Origin of the sequence: Collinsella tanakaei, assembly GCF_016900375.1 — a bacterium.
In the GTDB taxonomy this organism is placed as follows: Bacteria; Actinomycetota; Coriobacteriia; order Coriobacteriales; family Coriobacteriaceae; genus Collinsella.
The window spans coordinates 36,574-61,825 of record NZ_JACJKB010000009.1 but is presented as its reverse complement, the minus strand read 5'-3'; the positions used below and the strand labels follow the sequence as shown (position 1 = coordinate 61,825).

At 66.4% G+C, this 25,252-nt stretch carries 16 protein-coding genes and 1 tRNA gene; 8 read left to right on the top strand and 9 right to left on the bottom strand.

What is annotated here, in order from left to right; all coding sequences use genetic code 11:
• The 4 genes from rpsI (at position 1) to H6A16_RS06800 (ending at position 5,249) form a co-directional block, all read left to right on the top strand.
• Entirely contained in the window at positions 1–396 is a 396-nt protein-coding gene (gene rpsI, locus H6A16_RS06815) for a 30S ribosomal protein S9 (protein WP_204617460.1), read from the top strand.
• A 245-nt stretch (positions 397–641) separates the two neighbouring features.
• A complete protein-coding gene (locus tag H6A16_RS06810) occupies positions 642–1,139 on the top strand; it encodes a PTS sugar transporter subunit IIA (RefSeq protein WP_204617458.1) in 498 nt (165 codons plus the stop codon).
• A gap of 79 nt (positions 1,140–1,218) precedes the next feature.
• A complete protein-coding gene (gene nagB, locus H6A16_RS06805; RefSeq protein WP_239458253.1) occupies positions 1,219–1,962 on the top strand; it encodes a glucosamine-6-phosphate deaminase in 744 nt (247 codons plus the stop codon).
• Positions 1,963–2,225: 263 nt separating this feature from the next.
• Positions 2,226–5,249: an AfsR/SARP family transcriptional regulator gene (locus tag H6A16_RS06800; RefSeq protein ID WP_204617456.1), complete on the top strand. Its 3,024-nt coding sequence runs from the start codon at positions 2,226–2,228 to the stop codon at positions 5,247–5,249.
• Between the two features lie 85 nt (positions 5,250–5,334).
• Here the strand turns inward: H6A16_RS06800 and yhbY are convergent, their stop codons facing one another.
• From yhbY to H6A16_RS06785, 3 genes are all read right to left on the bottom strand, one after another.
• A complete protein-coding gene (gene yhbY, locus H6A16_RS06795; protein ID WP_204617454.1) occupies positions 5,335–5,634 on the bottom strand; it encodes a ribosome assembly RNA-binding protein YhbY in 300 nt (99 codons plus the stop codon).
• A gap of 166 nt (positions 5,635–5,800) precedes the next feature.
• The gene (locus H6A16_RS06790; RefSeq protein ID WP_239458252.1) at positions 5,801–6,658 is read right to left on the bottom strand and encodes a class I SAM-dependent methyltransferase; all 858 of its coding nucleotides are present in this window, start codon (positions 6,656–6,658) and stop codon (positions 5,801–5,803) included.
• 272 nt (positions 6,659–6,930) lie between these two features.
• Positions 6,931–8,295: a PFL family protein gene (locus H6A16_RS06785; RefSeq protein WP_204617449.1), complete on the bottom strand. Its 1,365-nt coding sequence runs from the start codon at positions 8,293–8,295 to the stop codon at positions 6,931–6,933.
• A gap of 229 nt (positions 8,296–8,524) precedes the next feature.
• Here H6A16_RS06785 and H6A16_RS06780 point away from each other — a divergent pair, with 229 nt between their 5' ends.
• Positions 8,525–10,165, top strand: a complete 1,641-nt coding sequence (locus tag H6A16_RS06780) for a hypothetical protein (RefSeq protein ID WP_204617447.1) — start codon at positions 8,525–8,527, stop codon at positions 10,163–10,165.
• Positions 10,166–10,183: 18 nt separating this feature from the next.
• Here H6A16_RS06780 and H6A16_RS06775 read toward each other — a convergent pair whose 3' ends face one another.
• From H6A16_RS06775 to gltB, 5 genes are all read right to left on the bottom strand, one after another.
• On the bottom strand, positions 10,184–12,634 hold the full coding sequence (locus H6A16_RS06775) for a homocysteine S-methyltransferase family protein (protein ID WP_204617445.1): 2,451 nt from the start codon (positions 12,632–12,634) through the stop codon (positions 10,184–10,186).
• Positions 12,635–12,706: 72 nt separating this feature from the next.
• On the bottom strand, positions 12,707–13,471 hold the full coding sequence (locus H6A16_RS06770) for a hypothetical protein (protein ID WP_204617443.1): 765 nt from the start codon (positions 13,469–13,471) through the stop codon (positions 12,707–12,709).
• Between the two features lie 20 nt (positions 13,472–13,491).
• The gene (locus H6A16_RS06765; RefSeq protein WP_204617441.1) at positions 13,492–14,367 is read right to left on the bottom strand and encodes a methylenetetrahydrofolate reductase; all 876 of its coding nucleotides are present in this window, start codon (positions 14,365–14,367) and stop codon (positions 13,492–13,494) included.
• Between the two features lie 608 nt (positions 14,368–14,975).
• Positions 14,976–16,466 (bottom strand): glutamate synthase subunit beta, encoded by a 1,491-nt coding sequence (locus tag H6A16_RS06760; protein ID WP_204617439.1) that lies wholly within the window; start codon positions 16,464–16,466, stop codon positions 14,976–14,978.
• On the bottom strand, positions 16,459–21,075 hold the full coding sequence (gene gltB / locus H6A16_RS06755; RefSeq protein WP_204617437.1) for a glutamate synthase large subunit: 4,617 nt from the start codon (positions 21,073–21,075) through the stop codon (positions 16,459–16,461). The genes H6A16_RS06760 and gltB overlap by 8 nt, the downstream gene beginning before the upstream one ends.
• A gap of 403 nt (positions 21,076–21,478) precedes the next feature.
• Between gltB and H6A16_RS06750 the strand changes: the two genes are divergently transcribed.
• Together H6A16_RS06750 and H6A16_RS06745 are read left to right on the top strand one after the other, a co-directional pair.
• Positions 21,479–23,575 carry a glutamine synthetase III gene (locus H6A16_RS06750; RefSeq protein WP_204617435.1) on the top strand — a complete coding sequence of 699 codons (2,097 nt, stop codon included), beginning with the start codon at positions 21,479–21,481 and terminating at the stop codon, positions 23,573–23,575.
• Between the two features lie 137 nt (positions 23,576–23,712).
• Positions 23,713–24,411 carry a TIGR00266 family protein gene (locus H6A16_RS06745; protein WP_204617433.1) on the top strand — a complete coding sequence of 233 codons (699 nt, stop codon included), beginning with the start codon at positions 23,713–23,715 and terminating at the stop codon, positions 24,409–24,411.
• A gap of 79 nt (positions 24,412–24,490) precedes the next feature.
• On the opposite strand, the gene H6A16_RS06740 is transcribed toward H6A16_RS06745, so the two are convergent.
• Positions 24,491–24,565 (bottom strand) — tRNA-Glu (locus H6A16_RS06740).
• 143 nt (positions 24,566–24,708) lie between these two features.
• On the opposite strand from H6A16_RS06740, the gene H6A16_RS06735 reads away from it, so the two are divergent.
• Positions 24,709–25,251, top strand: coding sequence for a biotin transporter BioY (locus tag H6A16_RS06735; RefSeq protein WP_204617430.1), 543 nt, complete (start codon positions 24,709–24,711; stop codon positions 25,249–25,251).
• Position 25,252: the final 1 nt, after the last annotated feature.

Here is a 25,252-nt window from a genome sequence, read left to right as displayed (position 1 = left end):
ATGGCTGAGAACACCGTTGTTTATTACGGCACCGGCCGTCGTAAGAACGCCGTTGCCCGTGTCCGCATCGTTCCCGGTACCGGCAAGGTCACCGTCAACAAGCGCGACGCCGCCGAGTACTTCGGCCGCAAGCAGCTGGTCGAGAACGCTCTCGCTCCCTTCAAGGTCACCGACACCGCCGGTACCTTCGACGTCATCGCCCTGTGCGATGGCGGCGGCATCACCGGCCAGTCCGGCGCCCTGCGTCTGGGCATCGCCCGCGCCCTTCTGAAGGCTGGCGACTACCGCGCCGACCTCAAGCGTGCTGGCTTCCTGACCCGCGACGCCCGCGTCGTCGAGCGCAAGAAGTACGGCCTCAAGAAGGCCCGCCGCGCTCCGCAGTTCTCCAAGCGCTAAGCGCACCTACTTGCACGTATTGGCAGGGCCTGTCGAGCTTTTCGGCAGGCCCTGCCTGCTTTTGTGCGGAATTCCTGCCTTCCAATACTATCTATATCGCTACGCTGGGTGAACGGAACGAGGGTGTTTTTATGCCCTGTCGCGCGGTCCGAAACTGCCAAAATGGCGTATCCTGCCTAAGGTCTTTGCGGTAGGATAACGGTATAGATTCTCTGATTCTATGCACGGTTTGAACAAGGGGGATCATGTTCAGCGAGTTTCTCAAGTCGTTTGGCTTGCGAAAGCGGTGCAATGTGCTGCTTTCGCCGATTGCGGGCAAGGTCATCCCTCTGTCCGAGGTCAACGACCAGACATTTGCTGCCGGCCTTCTGGGTCAGGGGGTTGCGATCGAGCCCACGGGCAACAAGGTCGTCGCTCCGTCTGACTCCAAGATCGAGGCGATCTTCCCCACGGGACATGCGCTTGCGCTCCATACGGACGAAGGCCTCGATGTCCTGATCCATGTCGGCCTCGATACCGTCAAACTCGACGGCAAGTACTTCAACGTGAAGGCTTCCGTGGGCCAGACGGTCAAGAAGGGCGACGTGCTGATCGAGTTCGACCGCGAGGCTATCGAGCGCGAAGGGTTCGACGTCACTGCTCCGATTCTCATATGCAACTCGGTCGAGTTTGCGAGCATCAAGGGCAATGTCGGCGACACCGTGAACGAGCTCGATCAGCTCATCACCGCCCGCGAGCGGTAGGCATTCGGTTGGATTGGCCCTCGCGCCGGATGCGGGGACCGGTTTGATATCGGAAGGTATTTCGAGAAAGGGTTCCGGCATGATTTCTATCGTACGCGCGCGTGATTACGACGATATGAGCCGTAAGGTGGCGAATATCATCTCCGCCCAGGTTATCCTCAAGCCCAACTGCGTGCTGGGCCTTGCGACGGGCTCCACCCCGATCGGCGCTTACCAGCAGCTTGTCGAGTGGTACAAGAAGGGCGACCTGGACTTCTCCCAGGTTTCCTCCTACAACCTCGACGAGTACCGCGGTCTTGCCGGCGATCACCCGCAGAGCTACCGCTACTTCATGAACACCAACCTGTTCGATCACGTCAATATCGATAAGTCCCGCACCCATGTGCCCGACGGCCTGGCCGAGGACTACGAGGCCGCCTGCGCCGCCTACGACGAGGCTGTCGCCGCCGCCGGTTATCCCGATCTGCAGCTGCTCGGTATCGGCAACAACGGCCACATCGGCTTCAACGAGCCCGACGACCACTTCTCGAAGGGCACGCACCTTGTCGACCTGACCGAGTCCACCATCCAGGCCAACAGCCGTCTGTTCGACAGCATCGACGACGTGCCGCGCCAGGCGTTCAGCATGGGCGTTCAGACCATCATGTCCGCCAAGATGATCCTCGTTGCCGCCAACGGCGACAAGAAGGCTCAGGCTGTTCACGACATGTGCTTCGGCCCTGTCTCGCCGACCTGCCCGGCTTCCATCCTGCAGCTGCACCCCAACACGGTGCTCGTTGCCGACGAGGCCGCGCTTTCTCTGTGTGCCGACGAGCTCGCGTAACGCACTGACGCATACAACTGACGCGAACGATGCGCTCCGGATTATCCGGAGCGCATTTTGTTAACATCTGATATATAACTTGACTACCCTGATGAGCTGGCCCTTTGTGCCAAAAGAGAGCCAAAATATAGAAGATACAATAAATATTATTGTATGAGCGCAATATTACGGTCAGAAAAGTGCTTTACTTGTGTCCCACAACCGTAAGGCCCTTCGCGAGACACGGAGTCGCGAATGGAAGGGCCCCTTCAAGGGAGGACACCATGGGTAACGCGACAATGGACAAGCAGGCGGGGCGCAAGAGGACGACGAGGGATTCCGATCAGCAGAAGGATGCGGGCGAGCAGTGGTATTCCGGCACGACCGTCCGGCGTGAGCGCCTGCTGCGAGAAATCGGCGGAAAGGGTGCGGAGTCGGGCATCGTGCTCGTGGTCGCACCGGAGGGATTCGGTAAGTCGACGCTGCTCATGCAGTACGGACATGCGGTGGAGGCCGAGCGAGACCGCAAGGGTGTCATGTTGGTCGATGGATCGGATCTGGATATTCAAGAGCTGCTGCAGCACCTCGATCTTTCAGCCGATGCGCTTCCGTGGGAGCTGCGTCCGTTGATCTTGGTCGATGGGATCGGGCACCTGACGCGCGGGGAGGCAGGACGCCTGGCGTCAGCGCTGCGGGCACTGCGCAACCGGGGCGCCGAGGTGGTGGTCGCCTGCACGCCGGCGAATCGCGCGCTGGTCGACGAGCTCTCCGATGCCGGGCGCATCGGCGCGCAGAGCCTGACGGTGCAGCCGAGTGAGTATTCCGAATGGGTAAGCGTGTTCTCGATCGCGCAGACGCTCGACGTCTACGGCCTGACCGAGGGAATCCCCTGCCTGGTGGCAGCCCTTCAGGCGGTGACGGATCGCTACGGAAGCGAAGGGCCGCTCGAGGACGGAATCATCCAGCTGTACGGGCAGGTGATCGATGAGCTTCGCCACGACCGCGACCCGATTTACCGAATCGTGAGCATGATGGTGCTGATGGGGTCGGGAGCGTTCGGAGAGCTCTCGAAGAGCGGTCTGAAGATTCGCGAGGAGACTGTCGCGCGCCTGCGACGCGACTATCCGATGTTCGGGATGGAGCAGCAGGAGGGCGGCTTCTCGTGCCTGACGACCAAGGTGTCTGCGCTCGCCAAGCTCCGCAAGAAGATCGCCGCACGCAAGCCGGGGTACGCCGCGCAGGCCGCCCGCGCGTTGGTGCGAAGCGGGCGCGTGGACGATGCGGTCGCGCTGGCGCAGCTCGTTCTGAACAAGGATGAGCGCCTGGAGATCGTCGTCCAGTATCCCCTGCGGTTCGCGCTTGCCGGGCACGGTGCGTTCGTGAACAGCGTGCTGGCGACGGCCGGTCTGACTATATCGACCGGCATCGAGAGCGGCGCGCTCGTCGCTGCCTACGTGTCGGCGCTGACGTTGGGCGACTATCGCCTTGCCCGCAGCGCGGCGATCGAGCTCAGGAGGCGCTCCAGCGCCATCGCGCAGGAGCTGAGCGACGAGGATTGGGCCTGCGTGCGCGCGGTCTCGGAGGTGTGGGACAGCGTGTCGGGCATCGGCCTGCCCGATATCCCCGAGCGCCCCGGTGCCCGTACATCGTCGACGTCGGCCATGCTGCTTCGCGCGCATGCGAGCCAGTACGCCGAGCTCGTCGGCAGGTCGGGTGATATCTCGTGGAAGGAGCTGTCGAAGCTGCTGGAGACGCCGGCACGTCCCGTTGAGGTGGACATACCCCTTCTGCTGCTTCGCTGCGACCGGTATCTCGACGACATCCTGCACGGACGCGGCATCGGCGCGCCGGCACGCGAGGAGCTGGAGCGCTTGGTGGAGACCCTCGTGAGCCGCCGGCTGACGCCCATCGCCGCGCGGGTGCGCATGGTGGTGAACCTCTCGCGGCTCTTTGCCGGCGAGCCGGTGGTCGACGAGCGCGGGTTCGTGGACGCCGGGACGACGGCTGTGCGCGAGTCCGATCTGTCGACCCAGCTTCTGTGTTTGGCTGCCGAAGGATGGCAGGGGCTCGTGGTGGGGCAGGCCGTCAACGCCCAGTTCCGCGGACAGCAGGTCATAAAGCTCTCAGGCGATCAGCAGACCTTTCTGATCTCGTGGGCGAACCTGCTCGAGTGCGTGGGGCATCTGCGCTGCACCTCGCGCGTCAAGGTCCGCGAGGAGGCCGAGAGCCTCGACCTGTCAGAGGAGGGCTGCGACGTCGCGCGGGCGTGGAGCGTCGCGCTGCATCTTTCCGCCGCGCGCTTCGACTCCGAGCTCTCCGCATGGTATTCGCTCCATAAGGGAACGATGCTCGAGAAGCGGTTCTTGCCGGCGGCACGGCTTGCCATGACCATGCTCGGCAACCGGGCCGACTCGATGCGCCGCCTGCTGCCGCGCCGCGCCGCGGTGCGGAACATCCAGGGCGTCGAGTGCGCGCCGGTATCCGAGACGCTCTTCGAGGTGATACCAGGCGGCATGCTGCCGGAGACGGGGCAGGTCCTCATCAACCTGTTCGGGGGCTTTCACATCGAGCGCAACGGCCATGCGCTCACGGAGGGCATCTGGCGCCGGAAGAAGGCGAGCGTGCTTGCGGCGCGCCTCGTGCTGACGCTCGGCACGTTCGTGAGCCGTCGCACGATCATCGATGAGCTCTGGCCCGAGGCAGAATACCACCGGGGGAGGGAGAGCCTGTACGTGACCCTCTCGGCGCTCAGGTCGGCTCTGGGCCAGCGCAACGGAGGCCCGCAGTACATCCTGACGCAGGGCGAGGGCCTCGCGCTCAACGGCGAGTACGTGTATTCGGATACCAAGCGCTTCGATGGCCTGGCGCGCGAGGTCCTGCTGGGAAGCGATGCCATGCCGACCCAGCAGGTGGTCGAGACCTGCCTTAAGATCGAGCAGCTCTACCGCGGACCGCTCTACATCCCCGACAGCGGGAGCCCGGCGTTCTTCACGAACGCGCGCCGTGCCTATCAAACGCGCTTCATCGATTGCATGGTGCGCGGCATCGACGCCGCCATCGAGCTGGAGAACCTGTCGTCAGCGGCCTGGCTGGTCGAGGCGGCCCTGCGTCAGGCTCCGACGCGCGAGGATGTGATCAGACGTGCCATGACGGTGTTCGACCTGAACGGACGCCGCCGCGAGGTGGTCGAGCTGTACAACAGCCATCTGCACTATCTCGAACGCGAGCTCAACACCCTGCCCGAGGAGGAGACACGCGAGGCCTACGACCGCATCATCAACCGTGCGAAACGAGCGGTGATGCTGTAGACGGGGTACGGCGGGCAGGACCCCGATACGAAAAATCCCCTCCTTCCGGCTTCGGAGGGAGGGGATTGCGGGGCGAATCGGCGGGTTAGGAAAGCTTGATCTTCTCGATATCGGTGCGCGAGCTCTCGCGGTAGAGCGTGAAGCGGTGGCCGATGACCTGAACGACCTCGGACTCCGTCATCTCGGCGAGGGCGTTCGCGGCGTCGCGGGCCTCGAGGCCGCAGCCATCCTGGACGGCGCACTTAACGAGCTCGTGCGCCTCGAGGCACTCCTCGGTCTGCTCGACGACGCCGTCGCTGACGCCGCTGCGGCCGATATGGATGATCGGGTTCAGATGGTGGGCGAGAGCGCGGAGCTGACGAACCTGTTTGCCGGTAAGTGCCATGAGAGGAAATCCTTTTCTTCGTTGTGGTCTAGCTGATACACGATAGTGCACCAGGTCGAACAATTCCACCCTATCCGTCAATCACCTCGGTTTTCACGCGGAATTCGCGGTTGGGTGCCCGATGGGGGGATGAACGGCGGGTTCCCGCCGGCAGGCGGAGGAGGCGTCAGCATGCCTCCCACGAGATGAACGCCCAGCGCACCAGACGGGTGTGGTCGAGCCTATAGCGCCCCTGGGGACGTCCTTTCGAACCCGGCTCTCCGGCATGGGGGTTCGGGACCATGTGACGGGCAAGATAGGAGCGGAGCTCGTCGATCTTGTTCTCGTTGCCGTCCTCGAGCATGCGGGAGAAGTCGGCGACGCCGTCTTCGAGCGAATCGAAGGTGTCGCGACGCGGCGAGTCGATGTAGCGGACCTCGGGCCGCAGCCCCATGCCTATGAGGATATTGAAGGCGTATACGTAATCGCGGCTGTGCGTGATCGATGCTCCGATGGCATTCATGATGTGCTCGTCATAGCGCGGGCTTGCCCCGGCGATCAACGTGATGCAGCAGCGCCGACGCGCCGCGTCGGTAAGCTTGGCGAGCGCAGCCTTGAGGTTTGAGGTGGCGATGGACCGGCTCGCAAGCGCGACGTCGACCGATTTCGCACCGATACCCGCCTGTTCCCAGTCTTCATCCCAGGCAACCCGAACGGCCTCGATACGATCCGAGACCCCATACGTGGCGGCGCTCTCAGCGAGCACCTCAAGCATGCGGTCCGAAAAGTCGGCAGCTACCACACGATGCCCTGCCTGCCCCAGCGGAATGGCAAGCGAGCCGGCCCCGCATCCCATGTCGAGCACCGACTCGTGCGCCTCGATACCCGCCAGCTCCAAAAACGCCTGCGCATACGGATGCGTCTCCCGCGGCCTGAAATGCCGGGCCCGGGCATCCCAAAACGCCGGATCGTCCGGATCGCGCCGCTCAGCCTGCAGCGCCATCCACTCCTCATTCCAATCCGTCTCCAACAGCGAAGAGCGCATCCCACCCACCCCTATAAAAAACGCGCGGCGCTCCAGCGCCGCGCACCAATTTAAAACCAAGCAAGAACCGTACCCATACCGGCCCCGCCGTCCCATCGCGGCGGACGCATCCCGCCGCCGCGCCCCCGCAACAACGCCGTCGCCGTAGCGGGAGGGAGGCGCAAGGTCCGCCGCGAGTTCCGCACGAGCCGAAGGCGCCAGTGGCGCCTTCGAGCGAGCAGGACTGCCCGAGCGCCGGACCTTGCGCCTCCCTCCCGCGGTCGGCCCGAGCGCTAGTTCTTCAGCGAGTTAAGCGGCGCCGGGAAGCGTCCGCCGCGATGGGCGAACACGGTGCCGGCATGGGGGTTCACCGGCATGATGGGCGCGCGCCCGAACAGGCCGCCGTAGTCGACGGACTCGCCGAGACCCTTGCCGATGGCCGGGATGACGCGGACCGCCGTGGTCTTGTTGTTGATGACACCGATGGCCATCTCGTCGGCGATGATGCCGGCGATGGCCTCGACGCTCGTATCGCCGGGGATGGCGATCATGTCCAGGCCCACGGAGCACACGCAGGTCATGGCCTCGAGCTTCTCGAGGGTGAGCGCACCGGCCTCGACGGCATCGATCATGCCGGCGTCCTCGGACACGGGGATGAACGCGCCGGACAGGCCGCCCACGCTGGAGCTCGCCATGACGCCGCCCTTCTTGACGCAGTCGTTGAGCAGGGCGAGCGCGGCTGTTGTGCCGGGGCCGCCGCAGGTGCCCACGCCGATGATCTCGAGAATGCGGGCCACCGAGTCGCCGATGGCGGGCGTCGGGGCGAGCGAGAGGTCGACGATGCCCTTCTCCACGCCAAGACGGCGCGCGGCCTCGCGGCTCATGAGCTCACCGGCGCGCGTGATCTTGAAGGCGGTCTGCTTGATCTTTTCGGCGACATCCATCATGCTCGCGGACTCGGGCAGCTGCTCGAGGGCGGCGGCCATGACGCCGGGGCCGGAAACGCCGACGTTGATGACGGCGTCGGCCTCGCCGGAGCCATGGGTGGCGCCGGCCATGAAGGGGGAGTCCTCGACCATGTTGGCGAAGACGACGAACTTCGAGGCGCCCACGGAGTCGCGGTCGGCCGTGAGGCGAGCGGAGTCGAGCACGGTCTGGGCGACCATGAGAACGGCGTCCATGTTGATGCCGGCGCGCAGGCTGGCCACGTTCACGCTCGAGCACACGCGGCTCGTCTGCGCGAGCGCCTCGGGGATGCTCTGGATGAGGCGGCGGTCGCCGTTGCCGATGCCCTTGTGCACGAGCGCCGAGAAGCCGCCCAGGTAGTCGATGCCCAGAGTCTCGGCAGCGCGGTCGAGCGCGTGCGCGAGCGGGGTGAGATCCTCATCGGGGCAGGCGGCGGCGATCTGCGCCACCGGCGTGACCGACACGCGCTTGTTGACGATGGGGATGCCGTACTCGCGCTCGAGCGCCGTGGCGGTGGGCACCAGCTGCTCGGCCGTCTTCGTGATGCGGTCGTAGACCTTGGTGCACATGCGGTCGAGGTTCTCGTCGGCGCATCCCATGAGCGAGATGCCCATGGTGATGGTACGGATGTCCAGGTGCTGCTCGGAAACCATGTCCCGAGTCTCAGCAATTTCAGCAGGCGTAATCGCCATGAGCGCTCCTTCGTTCGTGCGGATGCTTATTGCTGCACCCATTCTAGCGAACCACCTGGGCACGTGAAAGTTCGGGGACAGGTCCGAAACTTTCACGCCAAAGCGAAACCCAACGTGTCGAATCGTCTTCCGGCGGCATGAAAGTTTCGGACCTGTCCCCGAACTTTCACGTGCGCAGACGGTTCGTTACAATGACGTGTGCGATAGCGGGCAATCGGGGATGGCGACTATGGGATTCAAGCATATGGCGCAGGGTCAATGCGGGCCCGAGCGGCGCGAGGGGCCGCTTGCCGCGCGCATCCTCCGGGCGCTTCCCGAAATCGGACGGGTGGGCTTCGGCGCCTACATCGCCATCGTGATCGTTCTGCTCGCTTTCGTGAACGGACAGGTGGCGTATTACCAGCAGTACGGGCTTGCACCCTATGACCTCGCGCTTTTGGCTGCGGCCGTTGTGCTCGGCGTCATCGCGCTCGCCATCATGCTGGGCGCGCGGAAGCGCCTGTCGCGCCTGCTCTCCTCGCCGAGGGCCTTTCTGCTGATGACCCTGATCGGCACCGCCCTTCTGGTCGCTGTCCAGCTGGTCGTCATCTTCGGCGCGCGGTTCGAGACCGGCTGGGACGTGGGCGTGCTGACCGATTTCGAGCATCATGCCGATCAGTCGACCTATTTCTCGACCTACCCCAACCAATGGTTTCTAGCGGGCTTCTTCTCGCTCGTGGGCGGTCTATGTTCGCAGGCGGGCGTCGATTCCTACCTGGTGTTCACGGTGATCGGAGCGCTCGGCGTGGCGGCGAGCGTCGGCCTGTCCGCCTATATCGGACGCGCGCTCGCAGGCCCCGTGGCAGGTATGTGCGCCTTCACGGTGGCGTGGGTCCTGCTGGGTCTGAACCCCAACATCCTGGTGCCGTATTCGGATGCCTACGGCATGCTGTGCCCTACGCTCGTCCTCTTCCTGTACGTCGTTGTGCACAACAGGGCGGCGCAGTGGCTGCTCATGCCGTTTTTCATGTACATCGGCTATTGCATCAAACCGACCGCGGTGTTCGCGCTCGCGGCTCCGGTGGCCGTCGAGGGCCTGCTCGCCCTTGCGCGCCTGGTGCCCCGCGATGAGGATGCTCCCCTCAAGGGGCGCCATGCCGCAGCCGTTCGGCCCGATGCCTGGCGGGGTGGTTTCGCGTCGCGCACACTGCCCCTCGTGGGCTGTGCCGTGCTCTCCCTGGCGCTCGCCTTGGGTGCTGCCGGTCTCGTCGAGCGGCAGACGCGCTTTACGGTGGACGAGAGCAAGGCGGTCGGCATCCCGCACTATCTGATGATGGGTTTCAACGAGGAATACAACGGGGTCTATTCGCCCGAGGACTTCGCGTTCACCTCGAGCTTCGCGACCGTCGAAGAGCGCGCCGCGGCAAACCTGTCGGCTTGGTGGGAGCGCGTGGAGCAGCTCGGCCCTGTCGGTATCGGGGAACTGTTCGCGAAGAAGGCCATGCTGGCCTATGGCGAGGGCGCCTTCACCTGGCGCGATTGGTATTTCGAGGACGTTTTCGGCGAGAATGAGATCGTCCGCTGGGTGTACGGGATTCCCGACGAGGAAGTGACGCCCGCCAAGCTGGCGCCGGACGATGTCGTTCCCTGGGCATGGCCGGCCCAGGTAATCTGGTTCATGGTGCTCGTGGGCATCGTGCCCGCAAGCATCGCGCGGCGTGCCGACCGGCGGCTGACGGCGATCTGCCTCGCCCTTCTGATGATGAGCGCCTTCCTCCTCATCTTCGAGTGCCGCGCGCGCTACCTGTTCCTCTTCGGGCCCTGGTTCGTGGTCGCGGGCACAATCGGTTGGCGGAAGATTGGCCTTGGGGTTCTGAGGCGCATCCGGTAGCGTTCGCTGCGCTCTGGCCTACCCGAAGACCTCCTCGGCGATGCGGGCCGCCTCGGCGGCGTCCTTGGCGTAGAAATCCGCTCCGATCTGCTCGGCGTATTCGGGGGTGAGCACGGCTCCGCCCACGATGACTTTCACGTTCGGCGCCTGCGCGTGCAGAAGCTCGATGGTCGCCTCCATGGCCGGCACCGTCGTGGTCATGAGTGCCGAGAGTCCCACCAGGCGCACATCACGGGCAAGGACCTCGTCGAGGATGACCTGCGGGTCCACATCGCGTCCGAGGTCGAACACGGTGTAGCCATAGTTGTCGAGCAGCATCTTCACGATGTTCTTGCCGATGTCGTGGATGTCGCCCTTCACGGTGGCCAGGCAGATGCTCCCCTTGGAGGCGATATCGCTTGCGGGCATGAGGCGCCGGATGGTGTCGAAGCCCACGCGGGCCGCCTCGGCGGATGCCATGAGCTGCGGCAGGAAGTACGTGCCGCGGTCGAACAGCTCGCCCACCTCGTCGAGCGCGGGGATGAAGTGTCCGTTGATGAGCTCCATCGCATCGCAGGTGGCGAGCAGCTGTTCGGTGACGGCGGCCATCTCGCCCTTGCGGCCCGAAAGGATCAGCCTGCGGATGGGGTCGGTGACGTCGTCGAGCACGGGGGCAGCCGACGCTCCGGCTGCCGGCGCCGCTCCGCCCTTGTAGGGGTCGGTCCATCCGGCAAAGTGCTCGATATAGGCGGCGGAACCGGCGTCCTCTCCGTTGAGCACGCGGAAGCTGCGCACCACATCCATATAGCGCGCGGATCCCGGGTTCATGATGGGCGCGTCCAGGCCGGCGCCGAAGGCGGCCGCCAGAAACGCCGCGTTCAGCACCTCGCGCGCGGGCAGGCCGAAGCTGATGTTCGAGACGCCGAGCGCGCATTTCACGCCCAGGCGCTCGCGGCACATCGTCACGGCGCGCAGGATCTCGAGCGCCTGATCCTGGTTGGTCGAGGCGGTCATGACGAGGCAGTCGATCAGGATGCGCTCGGGTCCGATGCCGTAGCGCGCGGCCTCGCCCACGATGCGCTCGGCGATGGCGAAGCGCTCGTCCGCCGTGGCGGGAATGCCGCGCTCGTCGAGCGTGAGGCCGATGACGTTCGCGCCGTAGCGCGCGGCGATGGGCAGGATGGCGTCCAGGCTCTCCTGCTTGCCGTTTACGGAGTTGATGATGGGCTTACCGGCGTAGCGGCGCACGGCGGCCTCGATGGCCACGGGGTCTGTCGAGTCGATCTGCAGCGGCAAAAGCGTGCTCGCCTGCAGCTGCTCGCACACGCGGCAGAGCATGTCGGCCTCGTCGATGCCGGGCAGGCCGACGTTGACGTCGAGGATGTCGGCGCCCTGCTCCTGTTGGCTGATACCCTGGCCGACCACGTAGTCGATGTCACCGTCGCGCAGCGCCGCCTGCAGCCGCTTCTTGCCCGTGGGGTTGATGCGCTCGCCGACCACGGCGATGGCGTGGCCCTGCGCGGGCAGGCTCACCAGGCGCTGGGCGCTCGTGACGGTGAGCGCGGGGGTGGGCAGGTGCGGGTGGGGCGTGCGATCCGCCACGATGTCCGCGAGCAGGCGGATGTAGTCGGGGTTCGTGCCGCAGCAGCCGCCGATGACGCCGACGCCGTCGGCGACCATCCCGGCCACAGCCTCGGCGTACGATGCCGGGTCGATGTCGTAGACCGTGCGGCCGTCCTCCACATGCGGCAGACCGGCGTTTGCCTGCACCATAACGGGCTTGGCGGTCTGCGCGACCATGCGCGCCGCGAACGGGCGGAGCTCGGCGGGGCCCAAGGAGCAGTTGATGCCCACGACATCGGCGCCCAGTGCGTCGAGCGTGACGGCGGCGACCTCGGGCGAGGTGCCCAAGAACGTGCGGCCGTCCTCCTCGAAGGTCATGGTGGCGAAGATCGGCAGGTCGGAATTCTCCTTGGCGGCGAGCACCGCCGCCTTGATCTCGGCGAGGTCGGTCATCGTCTCGATGACCAGGAGGTCCACGCCCGCGCTGGCCGCGGCGCGCACCTCCTGGGCGAACAGCTCGTAGGCCTCGTCGAAGGTGAGCGTGCCCATGGGGCGCAAGAGGGCCCCGAGCGGGCCGATATCGCCGGCGACATAGCGGGCCCCCGAGGCGCGGGCGCAGCGCGCGGCGGCGTCGAAGATCTCCTCTACGGTGGCGGCGTCGCCCAGCTTGCGCGCATTGGCGCCGAAGGTGTTGGTGGTCACGACCTCGGAGCCCGCTTCGACGTAGGCGGCGTGAACGGCGGTGATCTCGTCGGGGTTCGTGAGGTTCAGCAGTTCCGGCAGCTCGCCGGCGACAAGGCCCGCCGCCTGCAGCATGGTGCCCATGCCGCCGTCGAACAGCAGGTGGCGCCGTCCTTCAAGGACGGCGCGCAGGTCGTCGTCGGCGATGCGCAGGGTGTCGAGCGTGCGGGGCGTGCATGCGGTCATTGGGGGTCCTTACGATTGCTTGTCGGCAGCTTGGTGCCAGTATGACATAACGGGGGAGCGCACCTGTCCGCATCAGTAGCAGGTGGTACCGCGCTCACGGAAGGCACAGGCACCGGCTACACGGCAGTTAGCGCAGCTGGGGCGCGCATCGGCTGCGGGCTCCATGCCCTCGAACAGCCCAATCATCGCGGTGACGCTCTTGGAGGGGAGCAGCAGGTGCGTCGGCGTGACGGTGAGGCCGATGCGGCGAGTCGCGTCGAGAGCGGCCACGATGGCGTCCTGCGCCTCGATGGGACAGTCGCCGTACCCGCAGGAGAAGCGCCTGTTGCGCGAAAGGCCGGATTCTCGCGCTGCCCGCCCGATGGCGGCATCCATCTGGTCGACGGCGGCTTCGACATAGGCAGAGGCCGCGGCGTCGAGCACCGTGGCTTCAAGCGGGCTCTGGCCGCCCAGGGCGTGCAGGCGTCGCTCGCTTTCCATGCCAAGCGTGCAGGCCAGAAGCACGCAGGATGTCGAATCTTTCAGATGCCGGAAGATGTCGCGGCCCTGCAGCTCGACCGTCGTGCCTACAAGGCGGATGCACGGATTGCCCGACGCGTCGATCCCGCGTGCGTCCACGGGAAACGCTCGCCAGATGCCGCGCGGGGCTATGTCGTGCTCGAGGTTGCATTCGATGAGCTCGATGCGAGCCGCCAGCTCCCCATCGATATCCTGCCCCGTATAGCCGAGGTAGCGCAGGACCTCCCCGCGGTCGATGTGCGGGCAGGCGGACGCGTCCGGCCGGTAGAGGGTCGGCGATGCAAGGTGCTCAGGTGCGGCGGGAACGGCTTCTGCCATGGAATCGGAGCTCTCCGCCGTTAGGCGCGCAGCGCGCTCATGGCGGCCTCGGCCACATCGGCGCGGTTCATCGTGTACACGTGCAGGCCGTCGACGCCGTGGCTCTGCAGGTCTTCCAGCTGGCGGCAGGCATACTCGATGCCCGCGGCACGCAGGCTCTCGGGGTCGTCCTCGTAGCGGGCGAGGATCTTGATGACCGGGGCGGGCAGCGACGCGGCGCAGGTGAACACCATGCGCGTGATTTGCTGCTTGCTCGTGAAGGGCATGATGCCCGCCGTGATGGGGATGGTGATGCCCGCCGCGTCGGCAAGCTCGCGGAAGCGGTAGAAGTACTCGTTGTCAAAGAAGAGCTGCGTCACGAGGAAGCTCGCGCCCGCATCCTGCTTCTGGCGCAGGTGCTTGACGGAGGTCGGCAGATCGTCGCAGGTGAGATGCCCCTCGGGGTAGGCGGCGCCGCCCACGCAGAAGCCGGCGTCGATGAGCGCGGGCACGAGGTCCTTGGCGTAAGGGAAGGCGATGTCTTCCGCCTCGGCCTCGCTCATGCCGGCGGGCAGGTCGCCGCGAAGCGCCAGCACGTTCTCGATGCCGGCATCCATGAACTCGAGGATCTTCTCAGCGAGCGTCTCGCGCGTGAGCGAGATGCAGGTGAGGTGCGCCACGGAGGAGATGCCGAGCTCGGTCGAGATCATCTGGGCGATCTTTGCCGTGGCGCCGGAGTTGCCCGATCCGCCCGCGGAGTACGTGACGCTGATGAAATCGGGGGAAAGCGGCGCGAAGCCCCCCGCGACCTCGCGGGCGCGCTCGAGCGTGAGCTCGCCTTTGGGAGGGAACATCTCGAACGAGACGGGCTGGGTTCCGGCGGCTTTCGCATCGGCGAAGATTTGGTCGACTCTCATGGCGTTTCCCCTCGTATCGCATGATGTGCTGTGGGGGAATCATACACCGCGCGCAGCAGGGGGCGGCGCGCCGCCCATGCCGTAACGCGTTGTTCACGGGATGAGCGGGCAGGATGCTGCGGCAAGTGGGTCAATAGATGGTGTCTGGCTCGGCTACGTGGACAAATCCCCCAGATATGTATTAAACGGGTGGCACCCACGAGCGATTTCCGCGAAGCGTGCTACTCTGGAGCGCTTATGCAATACATATTATGTTATCCGGTGCCTGCTCAAAGGGCTGTTCTATCAAGGCGATGCCCAGAATGGCGCCGGGACCTTGCGAATAAGTACATATCTGGGCAATTTGTCCACCCGAGCCCTCGGGGCTGGTGCGTGAGACCGAGGCAGGCGTGAACCTGGTCGGGGATTGGGCATCGTGCAGGGCGGCCAAGCGGCGGGAATGCTTGGCCGAGGTCCTGGGCGCGTCGCACTGGCTTGGTAAAACAGCTTACCCGGTCGTTTGTGACAGATTTGCCCGAAAAGCGTCACAACCGACTGGGTAAGGGGTTTACCAGGCAGCCGTGGGCTGCTGAGAGGGGATGGGGCGGAAGCCCCATCCCCTCAACCGTTCACAGCCCGCAGGCTGCTGCGAGTTCGCGGGCGCAGGCGACGCCGTCGGCGATGGCGTTCACGACGAGCGAGGCGCCGTTGCGGGCATCGCCGCAGGCCCAGACGCCATGTGTGGGCTCAGGCGCCGTTTCGGCGAGCGCGCAACGGTGCCCGCCGGGCTCCGTCATGATCGGCAGGGGCCTGCCGGTGCCCGGTTCGGGCAGGGTCGCGCCCAGTGCTTCGAGCACCCCGCGCTGGGGTCCGGTGAAGCCGCAGGCGATAAGCACGAGCTGGGCGGAAAGCTCGCGCTCGGTTCCGGGAACGGCCTCAGGCGCGCCGCCGGACCAGTCGACATCGACGATGCGCAGGGCGCGCACGCGTCCATCGGCGTCCGCCAGCACCTCGCGCGTGTCGACCGACCAGGTGCGCATCTCTCCCTCCATAAGGGCGATGGCCTCCTGCTGCCCGTAGTCGGTCTTCTTGACGTTGGGCCACTGGGGCCAGGGGTTTCCGGGCAGGCGCTCCTCTGCGGGCTCGGGCATGACCTCGAGCTGCCGCACGCTGCGCGCCCCCTGGCGCACGGCGGTGCCGACGCAGTCGTTGCCCGTGTCGCCGCCGCCGATGACCACGACATCGAGTCCCTGCGCCTCTATGGCGGGCACGCCCCCGTCGAGCACGGCGCGGGTGGAGGCGGAAAGGTAGTCGACGGCCATGACTACGCCGGCGCTCTCGACCCCGGGAACGGAAAGCGTGCGCGCGGCGCCCGCGCCGACTGCCGTCACGACGGCGTCGAAGGTGCCTGCCAGCGTCGATGCCACAGCGGGATCGGCGGCGTCGGTATCCAGCATGAACGCGATGCCGCGCTCCTCCATGAGGGCGCAGCGCCTCTCCACGACATCCTTCGGCAGCTTCATGTTGGGGATGCCGTACAGGAGCAGGCCGCCCGGCCGGTCGGCGCGCTCGACGACCGTCACGCGCGCTCCGCGCCGCGCGAGCTCCCAGGCGCAGGCGAGGCCCGCGGGACCCGATCCGATCACGGCGACGCGCGGCGCGTCGGCTGCCGGCTCTGCGAACGCAGCCGGCCCTCCGTGCTCCCACTCCCAATCGGAGATGGCGCGCTCCGTATCGTGGATCGCCACGGGTGCGCCCTCGAAGGATCCCAGGTTGCAGGCCGCCTCGCAGGGCGCGGGGCACACGCGGCTCGTGAACTCGGGCAGCGGGCTCGTGAGCGCCAGGCGGTCGGCCGCTTCGCGCCAGCGCCCGCGCCACACCAGGTCGTTCCATTCGGGGATGAGGTTGTGCAGCGGGCAGCCGCTCGAGCGGGCGCGGCCGAAAGGATGGCCGGTCTGGCAGAAGGCGACGCCGCACATCATGCAGCGGCTCGCCTGCACACGGCGCTCGCCCTCGTCGAGCTCGCGGTAGAGCTCGTCGTAGTCGCGCACGCGCTCATCAACGGGGCGCAGCTCGTGCACCTTGCGGTCGTGTGTGAGAAAGGCGCCCGGCTTACCCATGGCGCTTCACCTCCTTTGCGCCCGTCACGACCTCGAAGGCCGTCTCGAGCGCCTCCTCGCGCGTCGCGCCCTCGCGCTCCGCGTCCTCCACGATGGCCATCACGCGCTCGTACTCCACCGGCACGACCTTCACGAAGTGCGCGGCGATGGCGTCGAAGCGGTAGAGCATCTTGATGCCGAGCGGGCTTTGCGTGGCGCGCACATGGGCGACGATGAGCTCGCGGATCTGCGCGAGCTCCGCGGGGCTCGGCTCCCGCAGCGCCACGGTGTCCAGATTGCAGCGTCCGGCGAGTGTGCGGTACTCGTCGTACACAAAGGCCACGCCGCCCGTCATGCCGGCGGCGAAGTTCGGTCCCACCTCGCCCAGGATGAGCGCACAGCCGCCTGTCATGTACTCGCAGCCGTGCGCGCCGACACCCTCGACGACCACGGTGGCGCCGGAGTTGCGCACGCAGAAGCGCTGGCCCGCCCGCCCGTTCACAAAGCCGCGACCGCCGGTGGCGCCCATGAAGGCAACGTTGCCCACGATGATGTTCTCGTCGAACTTATAGCTCGCCGCCTCGGACGGGCGGACCGACACGGTGCCGCCCGAAAGGCCCTTGCCGAAGTAGTCGTTCGCGTCGCCCTCGACGTTGAGCTCCACGCCGCGGGGCAGAAACGCCGCGAAGCTCTGGCCGGCAGATCCCGTGCAGTCGATGGTGATGAGCCCCTCGGGCAGGCCGTCGGGATGCGCCGCGGTGACGGCGTGGCCGAGCATGGTGCCCACGCAGCGGTTGACGTTGGCGATATCCGCGTGGAAGCGCACGGGCACGAGATGCCGCCGGGCGCTTGCGGTATAGGGGATGAACAGGGTGGCGTCGAGCGTGCGGTCGAGCAGCACGTCGGCGGCCATCGAGGGCAGGAAGTGCGGGCAGTCGGCGCCCGGCACCTTCGCGCCGAACTCGCATACGGCGGGCGCGAGCACGCAGGACAGGTCGATGCAATCGGTCTTCCAGTTGTCGGCGACCCCGACCTGGCGCAGGCACTCGGGGTGCCCCACCATCTCGTCGATGGTGCGGAAGCCCAGGCGCGCCATGACGCCGCGCAGCTGCTCGGCGACGAACAGCATGAAATGCTCCACGTGCTCGGGCTTGCCGGCAAAGCGGCGGCGCAGGCGGCAGTTCTGGGTGGCGATGCCCGCCGGGCAGGTATCCTGCTGGCAGTCGCGCTGCATGAGGCAGCCCATGGCGATGAGCGGCATGGTTGCGAAGCCGAACTCCTCGGCGCCCAGCAAGCACGCCACGGCGACGTCGGTGCCGTCCATGAGCTTGCCGTCAGCCTCGAGCACCACGCGTGAGCGCAGGCCGTTTCGCACGAGCGTCTGCTGCGCCTCGGCGAGTCCGAGCTCGAGCGGCAGGCCCGCATGCCAGATGGAGTCGCGCGGCGCGGCGCCCGATCCGCCGTTGTGGCCGGAAATCAAGATCTTGTCGGCGGCGCCCTTCGCCACGCCGGTGGCGATGGTGCCCACGCCCGCCTCGGATACGAGCTTCACGCTCACGCGGGCGTCGGGGTTGGCGCACTTGAGGTCGAAGATGAGCTCGGCCAGGTCCTCGATGGAGTAGATGTCGTGGTGCGGCGGGGGAGAGATGAGCCCGATGCCCGGCGTCGACTGGCGCACCCGCGCGATCCACGGGTAGACCTTCTTGCCGGGCAGGTGCCCGCCCTCGCCGGGCTTGGCGCCCTGGGCCATCTTGATCTGCAGCTCGATGGCGGAGGACAGGTAGCGGCTCGTCACGCCGAAGCGGCCGCTGGCCACCTGCTTGATGGCGGAGTTGGCGGAGTCACCGTTCTCGAGCGGGGTCTCGCGCCGCGGGTCCTCGCCTCCCTCGCCGGAGTTGGAGCGGCCGTGCAGGCGGTTCATGGCGATGGCCATGCACTCGTGCGCCTCCTGGCTGATGGAGCCGTAGCTCATGGCGCCGGTGTTGAAGCGCCTGACGATGCTGTGCGCGTCCTCCACCTCGTCGAGCGGTACGGGCGTGCGTCCGCGGTCATCGAAATCCAGAAGGTCGCGCAGGCGGACGGCGCGACCGGGACGGTGCAGGTGCTCGCTGTAGGCCAAGAAGGTGTCGTAGGAATCGGTGCGCACGGCCTGCTGCAGCAGGTAGACGGTATCGGGGTCGATCAGATGGTCCTCGCCGCCCTGCGGACGCCACTTCGTGAGGCCGAGACTCGGCAGCGCATTGGGCGCGGGCGAGACGCCCATGGCGCACGCGGCGTCGAAGCGCTCGTTCAGCTCGCGCTCCACGCCGTCGACGTCCAGGCCCTCCACGCGCGAGACGGTGCCGGTAAAATAGCGGTCCACCAGCTTCGAGGCCAGGCCGACCGCCTCGAAGATCTGGGCGGAGTGGTAGCTCTGGACGGTCGAGATGCCCATCTTGGACATGATCGACACGATGCCCGCCACGGCTGCGCGGTTGTAGTTGGCGATGGCCTCCTCGGCGCCGATTGCGCGGCCGTCCTTCGCCGTGAGGTCGCCCTCTTCGGCCATGCGCGCCACGAGCGCATGGGCGCGGTACGGGTAGATGCCGCTTGCCGAGTAGGCGACAAGCGCGGAGAAGTCGTGGGCCGAGATCGCGTCGCCGCACTCGACCACCAGGTCGGCGAAGGTGCGCAGGCCGGCGCGCATGAGGGCGTTGTGCACGGCGCCCACGGCGAGCAGCGCGGGGACCGGCACCTCGTCGTCGCCCGTGCGATCGGACAGCACGACGATGTTCACGCCCGAGCGCACGGCCTCGATGACCTGCGCGCTCAGGTCCTCCAGTGCCCGCTCGAGCGCGCCTGCGGCGTCGTCGCGGCGGTAGGCGGCGCGGAAGCGGCGCGCCTCGAAGCCCGCGCGGTCGACGGCGCAGATGCGGTTGAACTCATCGCGCGTGAGCAGGGGTGTATCGAGCTTGATGAGACGGCAGGTGGCGCGGCAGTCCTCCAGCAGGTTGCCGTGGTTGCCCAGGTACAGCACGGTCGAGGTCACCATGTGCTCGCGCAGGGCGTCGATGGGCGGGTTCGTCACCTGGGCGAACAGCTGGTAGAAGTAGTCGTAGAACGAGCGCGCCTTGCGTGAGAGGCAGGCGAGCGGCGCGTCGATGCCCATCGATGCGAGCGGTGTTGCGCCCGTAGCCGCCATGGGGCGGAGCACCTCCTGGATGTCATCCCAGTGGTAGCCGTATTTCAGGTCGTCCGCGGGGTGGGTCGGCATCTCGTCCGCCTCGTCCTGCGCGGCATCGTCCAGATCGGCGAGCGAGAGGGTCTCGTCCGCGATCCAGTCGGCAAAGGGCTTGAGCTTGGCGAAGCCGTTGCGGATCTCGTCGTTGTAGCGCACGCGCGCGCTCGCCATGTCGACCTCGAGCATCTCGCCAGGGCCCAGGCAGCCGCTCGTGAGCACGTTGGCGGGGTCGATCTCGAGGGCGCCCACCTCGGAGCAGAGCAGGAAGCGGTCGTCGCGCGTCACCACGTAGCGGGCGGGACGCAGGCCGTTGCGGTCGAGCGCGGCGCCGAGGGTGCGCCCGTCGGTGAAGGCGATGGCCGCCGGACCGTCCCACGGCTCCATGAGCATCGACTGGTAGGCGTCGTAGGCGCGGCGCGCGGGGGAGAGCTCGCTGTTGTGGTCCCAGGGTTCGGGCATGAGCAGCGACACCGCGCGCGTGAGGGGCCGTCCGTTCATCACCAGGAACTCCAGCACGTTGTCCAGGATGGCGGAGTCGGAGCCCTCGCGGTTGATGATGGGCAGCGCACGCTCGAGATCGCCCTGGAAGATGGGGGAGTACAGGTTGGGCTCGCGGGCGCGGATCCAGTTTACGTTGCCCTTCAGCGTGTTGATCTCGCCGTTGTGGATGATGAAGCGGTTGGGGTGGGCGCGCTCCCAGCTGGGCGTGGTGTTGGTGGAGTAGCGCGAGTGGACGAGCGCCACCGCGGTCTTGACGGCCGCATCGTTCAGGTCGGTGAAGAAGCGCCTCATCTGCGTGGCCACGAGCATGCCCTTGTACACGATGGTGCGCGAGCTCATGGAGCATATATAGAAGATCTTGCCCGCAAGCGCATGTTCGGCATCCCCGCGCTTCTCGATGGCGCGGCGGCACAGGTACAGGCGGCGCTCGAAGGCGTCGCCCGGGTCGACGTCGTCAGGGCGGCCCAGGAAGACCTGCCTGATGGTGGGCATGCAGGCTCGTGCGGTCTCGCCCAGGTCGTGGGCGTCGACCGGCACGTCGCGCCAGAAGAGCACGGGGATGCCCTCCTGTGCGCAGCCTTCCTCAAACAGGCGCACGGCCGCCTGCACGCCCCGCTCGTCCTGCGGAAGGAAGAGCATCGCCACGCCGTAGTCGCCCTCGGCTGGCAGCAGCTGACCGCAGCGCTGGGCCTCCTTGCGGAAGAACCGGTGGGGAATCTGGAAGAGGATGCCCGCGCCGTCGCCCGTGTTGCGCTCGAGGCCCGTGCCGCCGCGGTGCTCGAGGTTCACGAGCAGTGAGAGCGCGTCGTCGAGGATCTGGTGGCTTCGCGTGCCGTCGATCGCCGCGAGCGCACCGATGCCGCAGGCGTCGTGCTCGAATTCGGGGCGATACAGGGTTTGGTGTCTCATGGGGCCTCCCCGGAGAATCTGGTCGGAAGGAACGTGCGCCCGCGCGCGAGCGGCGCGTGGCGCGGCGATCCATGCTACGCAGCTGTGGTTGCGACGGGTTTTCCCGTACGTTTCGGCGCGGTTTCAATTCGGGGGCAACTTGGATTCATGGCGCCGCCGAGGTGCCTGCCGTGCGGTGCAGACGATAGCGATAAGCTGCGGAAACGGTGCTATCGAGAAATGTTTCGGGCTTACGCGGGCGTGCTCGGCGCCCCGCCCCGCCCGTCTTCAGACGGTCACGGGACCGTTGCAATGCGGCAACCCGTATGAAATTAGACCGAAACCAGCGGCTTGTAATCTACAATTCGTTCGTTGGGACAAAACGTCGGCAGCACGAGGCCGGCGTGTTACGAAGGGAGCCCCTATGGCCGATACCGAGCTTACCAGTCGATTCGGTACCATGGTCTTTTCGGAGGACGTGATGCGCAAGCGTCTGCCGAAGGACATCTACAAACGTCTCGCCGCCACGATGGACCAGGGAGCGCCGCTCGACCTGGACGTGGCGAATGCCGTCGCGCACGCCATGAAGGAGTGGGCGATCGAGAACGGCGCCACCCACTATGCGCATTGGTTCCAGCCCCTGTCGGGCATCACCTCCGAGAAGCACGACAGCTTCCTCGAGCCCAACCACGATGGCACGGCCATCACCAAGTTTACCGGCAAGAACCTCATCCAGGGCGAGCCTGACGCCTCGAGCTTCCCCAACGGCGGTCTGCGCGCCACCTTCGAGGCGCGCGGCTACACCGCCTGGGATCCCACGAGCCCCGCGTTCATCAAGGACGACGTGCTGTGCATCCCCACGGCGTTCTGCGGCTACAACGGCGAGGCCCTCGACAAGAAGACCCCGCTGCTGCGCTCCATGAAGGTGCTCGACACCCAGGCTAAGCGCGTGCTGGCGCTCTTCGGCAAGCACCCCAAGCGCGTCACGCCCAGCATCGGCCTCGAGCAGGAGTACTTCCTCATCAAGAAGGACGCCTACCGCAAGCGCCGCGACCTGGTCATCACCGGCCGCACCCTCTTCGGCGCGCCGCCCTGCAAGGGCCAGGAGCTCGAGGAGCACTACTTCGGCGCCATCCGCCCCTCCGTGTCCAAGTACATGAAGGAGCTCGACGACGAGCTGTGGGCGCTCGGCATTCCCGCCAAGACCAAGCACAACGAGGTTGCCCCCTGCCAGCACGAGCTCGCGCCCGTGTACTCCGAGCTCAACGAGGGCATCGACAACAACATGCTTGTCATGGAGAAGATGAAGCTCGTGGCCTCGCGCTTCGACCTCACCTGCCTGCTGCATGAGAAGCCGTTCGAGGGCATCAACGGTTCGGGCAAGCACAACAACTGGTCGATTTCCACCGAGGACGAGAACCTCATGGATCCCGGCGACACGCCGCTGGAGAACCTGCAGTTCGTGGTTTTCCTCACCGCGGTGATCGAGGCGGTCGACAAGTACCAGGACCTGCTGCGCATGTCTGTGGCGAGCTGCGGCAACGACCATCGTCTGGGCGCCAACGAGGCGCCTCCGGCGATCGTCTCCATCTTCCTGGGCGACCAGCTCACCGAGGTCGTGCAGAAGATCATGGACGGCGAGGCGTCCGTCCACGCCACGCATGGCGTGCTCGACCTGGGTGCCGACGTGCTGCCCAACCTCGAGCAGGACAACACCGACCGCAACCGCACCTCGCCGTTCGCCTTCACGGGCAACAAGTTCGAGTTCCGCGCCGTGGGTTCCGAGGCCAACGCCTCCGACTGCAACCTGGTGCTCGACACGGCGGTCGCCGAGTCGCTGAAGGAGTTTGCCGACGCGCTCGAGGGCACGCCTGCCGATGACTTCGCCGCCGCCGCGCTCGACTACTGCAAGAAGGTGCTGAACGACCACCGCCGCATCCTGTTCTCCGGCGATGGCTACTCCGACGAGTGGCAGAAGGAGGCCGAGCGCCGTGGCCTTGCCAACCTGCGCACCACGGCCGACGCCCTGCCCGCGATGGTCAACGAGAACAGCATGAGGCTCTGGACCAGCATGGGCGTGCTGTCCGAGACCGAGGCCTTCAGCCGCTACGAGGTGAAGCTCGAGAAGTACAACAAGCTCATGAACATCGAGGCCACGACGATGATCCGCGAGGCGCGCCGCACGTACCGCCCGGTCATCACCGCCTACGCCACGAAGGTCGCCAAGGGCCTGGCCGCCATCCGCACGGCCGGCGCCGAGGCCGCCATGGAATGCGAGCAGAACACGCTCAACAAGCTGTGCTACGGCATCACCGAGATCAATGACGCCATCAAGCAGCTCGATGCGGTCCACAAGAAGGCCGAGACCCTTATCGACGCGCAGGAGCAGGCCAACTGCTATGCGCACGAGGTCGCGCCCGTCATGGGTCGCCTGCGCGAGGCCGTCGACGCCATGGAGGAGATCGTCGCCGCCGATTACTGGCCGGTTCCCACCTACGACGACATCCTGTTCTACGTGTAGAGCGACGGTTCAGCGATTCGTTTGCATCGAAAGCCCGGTTGCCCGAGCGGCAGCCGGGCTTTTTGCCGCGAGGTGGGTACACTGAGGGCAGCTCGCCGACCTCTGTGCGGCGTGCCCCTACGATAAGGAGGTATCCCATGAAGTTCGTTTTGACCGGCGACTCCGATTGCCCGATCGTGCGCATCGCGCTTGGCTATGGCGAGTCGGTGAGGACCGAGTCGGGAAGCATGGTCTACTCGCGCGGGGTCGACATCTCCGGCGGGCTCAATACGAAGAAGAAAGGCCTCGGCGGCGTGTTCAGCGCCATCGGCCGCAGCATCACGAGCGGCGAGTCGATGTTCATCACCACGGCGACGGGAACCGCCGATGACGGCGAGATCGCCGTCGCGCCCGCGATTCCCGGCAAGATCGTGGAGCTCAAGGTCGATGCTGTCCATCAGTACCGCCTGAACACCGGTGCGTTTCTTGCCTGCGACGAGACGGTCGAGTACACGATGGTCAGTCAGGGCATCTCGAAGGCGCTGTTCGGCAACACCGGCGGTCTGTTTGTGATGGAGACGTCGGGTGAGGGTTCGCTGCTCGTCTCGGCGTTCGGCGACATCCTCGCGCTCGACGTGAACCCGGGCGATCCGCTTAGGGTCGACAACGAGCACGTGGTCGCCTGGGACGCCACGCTCGACTACCACATCGAGGTCGCGAGCGGCATGCTCGGCTTCACGACCGGCGAGGGCCTGGTCAACACCTTCACCGGCAGCGGCCGCGTGTATATCCAGACGCGCAACCTGGCGAATCTCGCCCAAGCGATGCATCCCTACCTGCCGACCTCATCCAACTAGAAACCTGACAGTTAGGACGGGGTCCAGTGTCATGCAAAAAGCCCGGCTACCGCGAGGGTAACCGGGCTTGGCACTCAAATGGTGCCCCCAACGGGACTCGAACCCGTGTCGCCGCCTTGAAAGGGCGATGTCCTGACCACTAGACGATGGGGACAGCAACAGCAAAGTATACCAGATGGAGCAGCGGCACGTGCGGCAAAGGTTAGTACATTGCGAGTACACAGCTGCGGGGCTGGCGAGTGCCGGCGCTCGCTATACTCGACGGCAGTGATGACTTCAACAAGAAGGAGATGCGCTATGGATACTCGGCAGATCGCCCGTGCGGGCGTTTCGGTTGCCCTGCTGGCGGTGTCGGCGTGGGTGACCATCCCCATCGGACCGGTCCCCTTCACGCTGCAGACGCTTGCGCTGGCCATCCTGCCCGCCGCGCTCGACCGCAAGACCGCATGCACGGCGGTTGCCGTGTACCTGTTGCTCGGAGCCATCGGTCTGCCGGTGTTCTCCGGCTTCGGTGGCGGCATCGGCTCGATCGCCGGTCCGACCGGTGGCTTTCTGTGGGGCTTCATCCTCGGCATGCTCGCCGGCACCACCGTCGAGTCGCTGCTGCCCAAGCGCGTCCCGCTGTTCGCTCGCTCGCTCGCGGCGAGTATCGTGCTGCTGCTCGTCTCCTATACCTGCGGCACGGTGCAGCTCATGATCATCGGCTCCATGGACGTTCTCGCCGCGCTCGCGATCGCGGTCATCCCCTTCGTGATTCCCGACGCGGTGAAGCTCTTCATGGGCACGAGCATCGGCTGCACGGTCGCCCGCGCCATGGGGCACACGATGCAGCACGCCTAAA